This is a genomic window from Methanomicrobia archaeon (genome assembly GCA_016930255.1).
In the GTDB taxonomy this organism is placed as follows: domain Archaea; phylum Halobacteriota; class Syntropharchaeia; order Alkanophagales; family Methanospirareceae; genus JACGMN01.
Genome location: JAFGHB010000087.1, coordinates 1 through 8,277 on the forward strand (window position 1 = coordinate 1; position 8,277 = coordinate 8,277).

8 protein-coding genes are annotated in these 8,277 nt (G+C 44.0%); 4 read left to right on the top strand and 4 right to left on the bottom strand.

Features of this window, described 5'->3' with window-relative positions:
• Positions 1-324: DUF4268 domain-containing protein (locus JW878_11165; protein MBN1763610.1), on the top strand; the 324-nt coding region annotated here is incomplete at its 5' end.
• Positions 325-436: 112 nt separating this feature from the next.
• Entirely contained in the window at positions 437-1,180 is a 744-nt protein-coding gene (locus tag JW878_11170) for a hypothetical protein (protein ID MBN1763611.1), read from the top strand.
• Positions 1,181-1,237: 57 nt separating this feature from the next.
• Here the strand turns inward: JW878_11170 and JW878_11175 are convergent, their stop codons facing one another.
• Complete coding sequence (locus JW878_11175; protein MBN1763612.1) at positions 1,238-2,434, bottom strand: hypothetical protein; 1,197 nt, start codon at positions 2,432-2,434, stop codon at positions 1,238-1,240.
• A gap of 279 nt (positions 2,435-2,713) precedes the next feature.
• Here JW878_11175 and JW878_11180 point away from each other — a divergent pair, with 279 nt between their 5' ends.
• Entirely contained in the window at positions 2,714-3,298 is a 585-nt protein-coding gene (locus JW878_11180) for a hypothetical protein (GenBank protein ID MBN1763613.1), read from the top strand.
• A gap of 182 nt (positions 3,299-3,480) precedes the next feature.
• Here the strand turns inward: JW878_11180 and JW878_11185 are convergent, their stop codons facing one another.
• On the bottom strand, positions 3,481-4,227 hold the full coding sequence (locus tag JW878_11185) for a 2'-5' RNA ligase family protein (GenBank protein MBN1763614.1): 747 nt from the start codon (positions 4,225-4,227) through the stop codon (positions 3,481-3,483).
• A 164-nt stretch (positions 4,228-4,391) separates the two neighbouring features.
• Positions 4,392-5,450, bottom strand: a complete 1,059-nt coding sequence (locus JW878_11190) for a hypothetical protein (GenBank protein ID MBN1763615.1) — start codon at positions 5,448-5,450, stop codon at positions 4,392-4,394.
• A gap of 86 nt (positions 5,451-5,536) precedes the next feature.
• Here JW878_11190 and JW878_11195 point away from each other — a divergent pair, with 86 nt between their 5' ends.
• Entirely contained in the window at positions 5,537-5,872 is a 336-nt protein-coding gene (locus tag JW878_11195) for a hypothetical protein (GenBank protein MBN1763616.1), read from the top strand.
• On the opposite strand, the gene JW878_11200 is transcribed toward JW878_11195, so the two are convergent.
• Positions 5,817-8,144, bottom strand: a complete 2,328-nt coding sequence (locus tag JW878_11200) for a VCBS repeat-containing protein (GenBank protein ID MBN1763617.1) — start codon at positions 8,142-8,144, stop codon at positions 5,817-5,819. The genes JW878_11195 and JW878_11200 overlap by 56 nt on opposite strands.
• Between the last annotated feature and the right edge of the window lie 133 nt (positions 8,145-8,277).

An 8,277-nucleotide genomic window follows, 5' to 3' on the forward strand; every position in this document is an offset into this window, starting at 1 on the left:
ATAAGCGGTCTAGGCTATAATTATTCGGTTACTAAACACGAAGGTCAGGTTGAATTATATATTGATCGTGGAAAAGATATGGACGCTGAAAATAAACTGATATTCGATAAATTATTATCTCATAAGGATGAAATTGAACAAGTATTTGGAGAACCTCTTAACTGGGAACATCTCGAAGGGCGAAGAGCTTGTCGAATAAGTAAAAAAATTGCGATTGGAGGATATCGAGATGATAAGTGGCCGGCTATACACGAAGCTATGATTGATGCGATGATTAGATTGGAAAAAGCACTGAAACCTCATATTTCAAGATTAAAATTATAATTAGTGATTGAAATTGCCACTAACATCTCTATTGATACTTAAATTTGTCTTTTGAAAAATGAAAGTGGATGTGTTCTTTTTTCCGAAGATGATGAAATAGTTAGGGAAAAAAATGAAGAACCAATATTTTGGAGATGTTAGGGATTTATTCAAATATGACTTGATTCTGGCTATTATGAGGGGATTAAGCACATTACAGGGGTTCACCTTTATCCCCATGCTCACCGAAGATTCTAAAACCTCTAAGGGTAGAAAAGAAGGGAATAAGAGAGATTTCGATAAGGCTGAGAGGGATTCTAGACCGGGATCTCAAAATGAGGAACTAATGAATTTTCTAAAGGGATATAAAGAAAAAGAAGGTGATAAAAAGGACTTTACAAAGATAGGAGATTATTTCAATTCTGAAGGCATTGAAATGGTTATTCACACGATACATAGTGATTATTTTACCGATAAAAATCGTGATTTATATTTCAAAAATGTACCTCCGAGTTTTCTCCATAGATCTCTGGTCTTTATAGATCCAGACATCGGATTAGAGATTAAAAATTCTACAGAAAAACATCTTTTATATCGAGAAGCTAAGTATATTTACGAAAGTATGGATGATGATTCTATCCTTATGATTTACCAACATTTCCCAAGAGAAGAGCACGAAGAATACCTTAAAAGAAGATCAAAAGACTTGAAGGCAACATTAGATAATCAGCCGATATACCTGTCCGACAATGAGATCATATTCTTCCTCTTACCCAAGAATGATGAAATACTAGGCAAGCTTACTAGCACAATTAATAAGTACAAGCTTAATTATTCTGCTAAATTAGATACAAATATCTACAATTTGAGCAAATAACTGGGGTTGGAAAAGGACATCGAAGAGGAGAGAAATAGAAGAGCTGGAGAAATACAGTCAGTTAGGTAGAACTGAGTTGAGGATCTGTTGTTGAAGGTGCCTTTTCGTTGGTATGAACCCCTCAAAAGTCCTTGTTACTTCTTCCAGAAGCTTCTTCTGCGCTGTACTTAAATTTGGCGATGCCTGCAAACCCTTCAAAACGGCGATGGCCTCGATCGTCTTGTTGATCTGATCTGCAGGCGTTACCTGCTCAGCTGCTTTTTCCTCTCGCTTCAGCGGGACAGGTTTTGCACCACCCAGCAGCCTTCGTACTACCTGATAATCGTCTTCGTACCTGTTTTTACTCCGTGCAGGCTGATACAACGGCCAGAATACGAGTGGACGTGAGTTGTAATTTACTGTCATGCCTTCTCGATAATCCTCCGATTCTCGAATCGCTTCAATTTTTGCTTTAAATGTCGTTCCCGGATTAGCTACTCGTCTGAGTACTGAAATATCCGCGTTCTGCTCATATAAAAGTGAGGCGACATTTTCACAGCCCAGTTTCCCAAACGAGACCACAATTTCTGGCTGTACGATCTTTAAAAGCTCTCTGATGTGCCCGCGGCAGCAGGTCAAATAGCCATGAAAATGTTTCTGTGGCTCGATATTATTACCAAAGCAGAGCATCGAATTAATCATGAACACGCCGTTCATCTCTAGAAACCTGTCTACCTGTTGGTCGTCATAAGGGCCATTCAACAGATTTCTCCAAAAATTTCTCCAACTCGGACCCCAGGTGTTAATTCGTTTTTGGTAACTATCCAACGGAAAATTGTGCTCGCTTTCTCGCTGGCAAAAGCAGGGGAAATGCTTGTAATCGATCCCAATGATCATCAATTTCGTCTTCTCAGTTCTTCGAAAAAGCATACAGCGATCCAGCCAGGGCAGCATACCAATCGCGAATTTGCGAGATCCTAGCTGCGCTACGATTTCACCAAAATTGGAGGATCGCTTGAAGATGGTGCGTAAATCAGTATCTTCCCGTTGAATCGCCTTGCACTGTTCGATAATGAGATCTTCCGTGGACAACTTAGCGAGCGGAAGAGGGCGTACTAACGCGTTTACAGGATGGTCATCGCGGGAGGGATAGGTCAATGCGCAGTTATTGCAGCGAGTTATCCGCTCCAGAAGCGAGGAAAGAGCACCGTTTTGATCGAGTAACTTGTAGCCTTTGATGATCTGTGAAACCTGCTCGCGGGAATAGTTTTCCATAATTCAATCATGAGTCCTGCGTCATTTAAAAGAACTCGTCGATCTGTGCCGCAGTTGGGTAACTTCGCGTCGTTTAAATCAACGGTTGGATGAGCAAGGTACCGTAGTGAAAACAGTAGGTACTCTCACTTCCGCCGCCGCGTGGAGTATGCACCCTTTGGAATAACTTTGATATAATTGTTAATATAAGCACAGCATTTTTAAAAATAGCTATTTATATGGTGTAGGAGATAACGGAATAGAGATAACAGGCAAATATGTGGCGACTGGAGTTATCGAATGACCAATAATGCGACAACAATCGAAGTCACATGGAATGGGCCTTATAGTTGGTTAGGCTTTGAGCAGGAAAATAACTTAGCCCCCATTCCCAACACACCGGGGGTTTATCTCCAGACGTTTGAATACCAAAATGGTTATCTGATCTACGCTGCGGGGCTCACACGCAGACCAGCCCCCAAGCGCTTTAGAGAGCATACCGGTAAATACATGAACGGCGAATACACCGTTCTGGACATCGCGGCTGCACAACAGGGAATCAGAAAGGAGATATGGCATGGATGGGGCTATGCGCGCAATCATCGAGCAGAATTTGAAGAACGGAAGTCGACAATTCTATGTGCGGTCTACAAACAATTTGCTGGTTTTCGTATCTTTGTTGCAGATATAGGAACAGAGCCACGTATTCTTGAACGACTTGAGGCCTCAATAATGAAAAATCTATACCAACAGCCCCCACCAATCTGTGATATCCCCGATGAACGTGTGCAGCTAACACCCCGGTGGGATTCTGAAAATCCAATTATTGTCAAGAATAACTGTGCAGCGGTTCTTCATGGACTTCCTGCTGTTCTTGAGATATAGCGGTGTGGAAATCGTTGAACAAGGAGCTCCACGGGACGGGAAGTCGCGCACCTAAAATTCTAGTTTTGATAGTCAAGAGTGCTGCTATTTCGGATAAAATAAATGTGGTTGAATCAATAATCATAGCCAATTTTCTATTTTATCCCAATTATTTGCACTTCTAAAAATTAAATATTACTTATTCACTTAAAGAAAAATTTCCTTTTCCTAATCGCGTTAGTCAATCTACCTAAAAATCCTTTTTTAGATATTTTTGACTCAAATTCTTTAGTGGATGTTGATTTTTCTATATGTTTTATTATGCCGCTAGTTTCTGTTTTACCTTCTTCAAAATATTTTTCCAACGCTTTGAATGACTGGGCAAGAACTCTTTTACTCTTCGCTTCCCCCCTATTAAGCAATCTTTTTAACATAAAATCATATTCATACAGTATTCTGCTATTTTTTATTATAGCTGCCCTTAACATGATATGTTTATAATCAGGTTCTGTTTTCTTCCTAATAAATTTATTGACACACTTAAACTCTTCATGAGTTAAATTCATAGCGACAGTTGCATGGAAATAGAACTTCTTTTCCAAATCAAATGATTTAAGGCGGCAATAAGATTTAATTGCTTTGGACAATTCCCATCTGAATTCATCTAATTTTTCACTTGGATTTATATCAATATAAACAACTCGATTATCTTTAAAAGTATTAAACCCCACAACCTTATATTTCATAACTTCATATTTCTTACATAATCTGTTAAAATCAGAAACAAGTTTTCCTTCATTTTGTGTATGAAAAGGTCCTGCAAGCGTTACGTGTGGCACAGGTCTATAGGATAATTTTATGTCGCACTTTCTATCTACATCTCTAATTAGCTTCTTAGCTTTACCTCTTGCTTTTCCAAAAAACCTGAATTCTATCAGATAATGTGTCAATTTATCTCCTTAATAATATCTTCTCTTTTTCCCCTATTGCATCTTTCCCGCCAATAGCTACTCGAAATCCTTACTAGCGAAATTCATCCTCGCTGTTAAATTTCGTCTTTGGTGCACTAAGATAATTTTTATGTTTAGCAGTTTTAGGGCTAAATGCAGATTGGTTATTTTCTTATCTCCTCGATGATGTAGATAAGTGCTTCAACTCTGGGCGTCCAACTCTCGGGGGCAATACCAGGGAATTGCTGTTCAGTTTTGAATATGAATCCCGCTTCAACTAGCTTCTCTCGTAACACTGCCGCCTTTGCCTCGGTTTTGTGGTTATCGTGCAGCCATCCAAAATTGAGCGTAAGAAGCCCATCGGTTCGAACTGTGATGAGACTATGGTCGCTGATTTCCGGGAAGACTGGGCTAAATGAGCCATGTAACGTGCCGGTGCCCAGATTCATTTGAGCGCTGTTCTTGTCGCAGAATTCGTACAGATAGTAGAACGAATCGTAGATGTCGCTTTCGAGCTTTTCCTTAGCATCCTGTAGCATGTTTTCCATGGTCCACGGCCTTCTTTTGCCCGACGTGCGGACGCCCTGCTTCTTAGTGATGCTCCCAATAATCCTCGGCACCACAATACTAGTATCTTCCATTTCATAATGGTCAAGCTCGACAGCATAGACATCGAAGTTGCTGTTCTGATTCAAGAAGAGGATCAGGTCACGAAGGGCGTCATGAACCGAATCCATCAGAATTAGAAACCTGAATTGCGCGGCCACGAAGTTATCGTGCATCGCGTCAACTAAATCCGAGTATTGTTCCTCCGATAGCTCAAAGAACGACCTAATGTGCTCCCCGATGTTGATATTGAGTCTCTGCTGTGTGTCCGCTTCCAGCTCCGCCATGAACCGATCAAAGTCGCCCGAATGCGTCCAGAGAGCAGCACCATAATCCAGGACTTGCGCGACTACCTGTCTCTTGTCTGAGTTTCGGTATAATTTCGTTTCGATCAAGTACAGATTGCCACGTTGATCAACCCCTATTGCATCGATTGGACCAACTGAAGTGGGGAACTCACGCCTTAGCGTAAGCAACTTCGCCCCGTCATCTATATGGTCAACTGGTATCGCATTGGGGCTGTCCTGAATGAGGTTCTGAAGCGCTTCCTCGTTTGCAAAAGAGGAGCGTTCGAGCCTAAAAGGGGATTTTCCCTTCTTATGCACGACTATCGTCAATTTACACCCTCCATTTTGCCATTTTTTGAGTAACGAGCGTGTAAATAAAAGCTTTTCCCCTTTAAGACCACTATACCTACTTAACCATGGCAACCGTCCTGAAACAGCAGTACAGTTTGAACAGCGCGTTCCAGAAACGAGCTGGTGGTGGCCTTTTTTGCATAGCCATCGGTGTGCTCATCCTTATGGTAACTCCTCGTTTCGTTCTTGTCGGCGGCTTCTTGATCGTTGCAGGTGCGGTTCTGATAAGAGACGGCTACACCTACCACTGCGGCGCGATCGGCGAGAATCGTGTCGCTGCGGTGCTGGCTCGCTTACCGGACCGGACGACTGGTTCCATCCTTCATGACTTGGTAGCAGCCGGGCTTATTTCTTCTCAGATCGTTTCTTCGTCAGCCCCGGAACCGCGACCAGGGCCATGAACAGCATCAGCACCCCCAGACCAAGCGTCGTGAGCACGGGAACTGCTTCTACTGCCGGCCGCTCCTGCACCACGAAGCCCGGTGAGGCGCTATCAACAGCGTCAGTTCCCTCATTATAAACACCGTTCTGATCCGCATCAAAGACGATATCATAAGCGCCCACCGTCAACGGCTGCGGCCACACCAGTGCAAAGACGCTGCCGTTCGCATCTGACTGCACGGTATTCACGCCATCGCTGCTCACATCAGACGGAATCGGAACGCCGTCCGTCCAATTACTATCCGGGACCACCGAGATATTTATCCACTCTAAGGGCACAAAGCCAACGCCGATCGCGTACACAGCCTCATCCGTGAAGAAGAGATCACTCTTACGCCCGTTAGCGTCCGAAGAATCACCACGAGTTCCCTTGTGTATCACATACATGTGCTCCCTGGTGTAGACCAGAAGGTCACTGATACCATCACAATTCAAATCATACGTGTAATCCTCGACCTCATCCCCATCCTTATATAATTCCAGAAAATACTCTCCCGCTAGATAGAGATAGGCCGATGAGTTGAGCGTAACGAGATGCCTGCCTGTTTTGCCCTCCTTTATGATCAGTACATTTTTGTTGATTGTTTCGAACCAATCGCGCGTGTAAACGGCCACATCTGTTTTGTTATCACAACTGAAATCGCCCACCGGATAAACTCTATCTATACCAACACTATTACCCGAAATACGCTCTTCCCAGAGATGCGTGCCGTTCTTGCCCACCTTCGCAATGACAAAGTCCTCAGCTGGATATGGCCAAGCATCTAATCCCGATTCGACTACCACTAACACATCCGGCAGGCTGTCGCAGTTCAGATCGTCGGTCGGTTCGACCCGTACTTTCTGAAGGCCATACCCATTTTCCGCGGTGATATTTTCCTGCCAGAGGTGCGTGCCATTCTTACCTTCCTTCGCTATTACGGTTGCATTGTACCTATCATATTTTAGGACCACGATCACATCCGGTACGCCATTACCGTTCAGGTCGCCAACAGTCATGAGCTTCAAATCACTCCTCCAGTAGGTGGCCGTATGGTTCTCCTGCCAGAGATGCGTGCCGTTCTTACCCACCTTCGCAATTACCGTCCCGTTCCAACGTGGGTCGCCATCTTCATCTTCCTCATCTTGAGCGATCCAACCACTTATGCCCACAATGAGATCACGTAACCCGTCGCCATTCAAATCCGGCATCGGAATGATATACCACCCAACATACTCATCTGGGTCATAGCCGGTGAAGTTCTCCTGCCAGAGATGCGTGCCATTCTTACCTACCTTCACGATTATACTCACGTTTCTCGCGCTGGTATTAGTTCCAACGTCTATTTCAGACGTGAAGACCGCTATCTCGGGTTTGCCATCTCCGTCCACATCATCTACCGTACGAGCCCACATCTTAGCATATTCACCGGTGTTGTTCTCCTCCCACAGATGTGTGCCATTTATCCCCGACTTCACTATCACGGTATTATTTGTAATAGCCTTAGCCTCGTAATCGTCCCAGTACTCAGTTTCCATCTCGACTATAATATCCGGTTTGCCATCACCATCCACATCATCTACAGGAAATGCATTCAACCAAAAATGTTCCTCGGTGCTATTGATCGATTCATTCCAGAGATGCGTACCATTTGTTCCTGACTTCAATATCACAGAACCGTTCCAGAAATCATTCGTAAGGGACGCCACCCACACGGAGACGATAAGATCCGGTTTGCCGTCACCATCAACATCATCCACCGGTACAACCTGTACCTCTCCATAACCCGCGAGGTTTTCTTTCTCTTCCCAGAGATGTGTGCCGTTCTTCCCCACCTTCGCAATTATTGTCACGTTCGTTTCTGTTACACTATCCGCTCTCCGCTCCTCTATAACGACGATAACGTCCGCAACCCCGTCGCCATTCAGATCATCCACCGGGAACGCGTCAATGTCAACATCGTTACCGGTGACGTTTTCTTCCCAGAGAATCGTGCCATTTTTTCCCGCCTTCGCCATCACCGTCGCAATTTCGGGATCGGATCCCTCGTTCAGAAACACAAGAAGATCCGGATTGGCATCGCCATTCAAATCATCCACCACTTCTACTCGCTCAATCTCCGACTCGCTTTGATTCCACAGTTCCCGATATGCACCCTCGATCTGGATATCCGAACCAGCGGAGACCACCGCCATGATCGTTATAAGAAGCAGACAGACACACAATCCCGTTACCGGATAGTTACTCCTCATAACTGTTCCGTTGTATGAACAAAGTATTTAAAACTGCCGGTTTTTTCAGTATCTCCGAACGCCCCATCCCCTTGACATGAAAAAGGGATATTTCGAAGGATTTCTTTTAAATGGCTAACCTGAATAGCTGAAA

Bases quoted from the DNA above. Each gene is read 5' to 3' on its own strand.
- JW878_11195 (MBN1763616.1), top strand. From the start codon at position 5,537: ATGGCAACCGTCCTGAAACAGCAGTACAGTTTGAACAGCGCGTTCCAG.
- JW878_11175 (MBN1763612.1), bottom strand. From the start codon at position 2,434: ATGGAAAACTATTCCCGCGAGCAGGTTTCACAGATCATCAAAGGCTAC.
- JW878_11170 (MBN1763611.1), top strand. From the start codon at position 437: ATGAAGAACCAATATTTTGGAGATGTTAGGGATTTATTCAAATATGAC.
- JW878_11180 (MBN1763613.1), top strand. From the start codon at position 2,714: ATGACCAATAATGCGACAACAATCGAAGTCACATGGAATGGGCCTTAT.
- JW878_11200 (MBN1763617.1), bottom strand. From the start codon at position 8,144: ATGAGGAGTAACTATCCGGTAACGGGATTGTGTGTCTGTCTGCTTCTT.